Raw genomic sequence first — 1,619 nt, 5'->3', positions numbered from 1 at the left:
GGCATCGGTGCCGGAATTGCAGCCGACGGCCTCCAGGGGGCCACCCCCCAAAAACTGGGCAAACTGCTCCTCAAAGCGCTGCACCGCCGCCCCGCCGATGTACTGGCCAGAGGCCAGCAGCGCTTCCAGCTGCGGCTGCAACAGCCCGGCCAAAGCGCGGTACTGCCCCGTCAAATCCAGCAGCGGAATCGGCTCCTCCGTCATGGTGCTGCCTTTGGAGAAGGTGGCGGCCACAGCCCATCATCGCGGATGAGAGCCTGTGTACACAACGCTCTGGGCCAGCAGGGGGCTGGAACCGGTCTGCCCAGCCTGTCCTGAAGGTCTGCAATCTGAGATAGAGTAAGCGCGGGATGTCCTGAGCCAGGGATCCCTGGATACCGCTTTCTACAGGATGCTTTATGCAGGTGGCTTCTCGAGCAGTTGGCGGCACAGCGCCTTTGGCCCCCCGCCTTTTGGCTCTGGTGCCGGGGGGGATTGGTGACCAGATTTTGTTTTTTCCCACCTTGGCCAGTTTGCGGCAGCGCTTTCCTGAGGCGGAGCTGGAGGTGGTTGTGGAGCCGCGGGCGGCGGCTGCCTACGAGGTTTGTCCTTCGGTGAGTCGGGTGCTGACTTTTCCGTTCAAAGAACAGCTGTCGTTGGGGGATCTCAGCGACCTGCTGGGGCGCATTCGGGAGCGGCAGTATGACGGGGTGCTGAGCCTGGGCCGAAGCTTGGGGGTCAAGCTGTTGTTGTGGCTGACCGGCATTCCCAAGCGGGTGGGCTATGCGCCGCCGGGGCCGGGGCGACCTTGGCTGACCGACCCGGTGCCCCTGAAGCCAGCCCAGTATGCTGCCCAGATGTACCACGACCTGGTGCAGGGGTTTGGCATTGCTGCGCCGGCGGGGTTGCCCCAGATTCGTCTGAAAAAAGCAGACCTGGAGTGGGCAGAGCAGGAACGCAAGCGCCTTTTGGGGGATGCCGCTCAAGATTATGTGCTGTTGCATCCGGGGGCCAGCCAGCTGTCGCAGGAGAAGGGAATTCAGAAGATCTATCCCTCTGCCAACTGGGTCAAGGTCATCAAGGGTTTTCGGGAGAAGCGGCCGGAGCTGCCGTTGGTGCTGGTGGTGGGGCCAGAGGATGAGCAGCTGGCGGAGGGCTTTCTGGCGCAACTGCCGGAGCTGCCGGTGAGCCGTCCTGTCCGGCTGGGGCAGCTGGCGGCCTTGATTGGTGGGGCAACGCTGCTGTTGTGCGCCGATAGCGCTCCCATGCATTTGGCGGTGGCTACCCAGACGCCGCTGGTGGCGTTGTTTGGGCCCACCGACCCGCTGCGGTTGCTGCCTTCAGAGGGGCCGTTTCGGGCGGTCAAGGGGGCCGATGGGAAGGTGGAGTCGATTGCCCCCGAGCAAATTCTGCAGGTGATCTTTCCGGCCTAGAGCCAAGGTTTTCGTGGCAGCAACCCAGTCCAGTTTCTCTGCAGGCGGACCGAGAAGCCTTCTAGCCTGGGAGATGTGTCCCTGTCTGCTTTTAGCCGGCGGGAGAGCTTGCTTTGTCACCTTGGCTCTCCTAGGCTTGCTGGCGAGCGACCGTAAGGCAGTCAGCATTGCTGTTGACCGGGGGAACTTCTGCCCTCTTGGGGGAAA

The 1,619-nt window shown here is 63.1% G+C and carries 2 protein-coding genes; one reads left to right on the top strand and one right to left on the bottom strand.

Annotation, left to right across the window (positions count from 1 at the left end; genetic code table 11):
• Positions 1-234, bottom strand: a 234-nt coding sequence (locus tag ACVWZG_RS13775) for a DegT/DnrJ/EryC1/StrS family aminotransferase (protein ID WP_457407497.1), incomplete at its 3' end; no start/stop codon positions are given.
• A gap of 164 nt (positions 235-398) precedes the next feature.
• Here ACVWZG_RS13775 and ACVWZG_RS13770 point away from each other — a divergent pair.
• On the top strand, positions 399-1,412 hold the full coding sequence (locus ACVWZG_RS13770) for a glycosyltransferase family 9 protein (RefSeq protein WP_457407495.1): 1,014 nt from the start codon (positions 399-401) through the stop codon (positions 1,410-1,412).
• The last annotated feature ends 207 nt before the right edge of the window (positions 1,413-1,619 follow it).

Source organism: Thermostichus sp. OS-CIW-33, from assembly GCF_054059615.1.
The sequence above is the reverse complement of the archived record's forward strand: the minus strand, read 5'-3'. Positions and strand labels throughout refer to the sequence as shown.

Bases quoted from the DNA above. Each gene is read 5' to 3' on its own strand.
- ACVWZG_RS13770 (WP_457407495.1), top strand. From the start codon at position 399: ATGCAGGTGGCTTCTCGAGCAGTTGGCGGCACAGCGCCTTTGGCCCCC.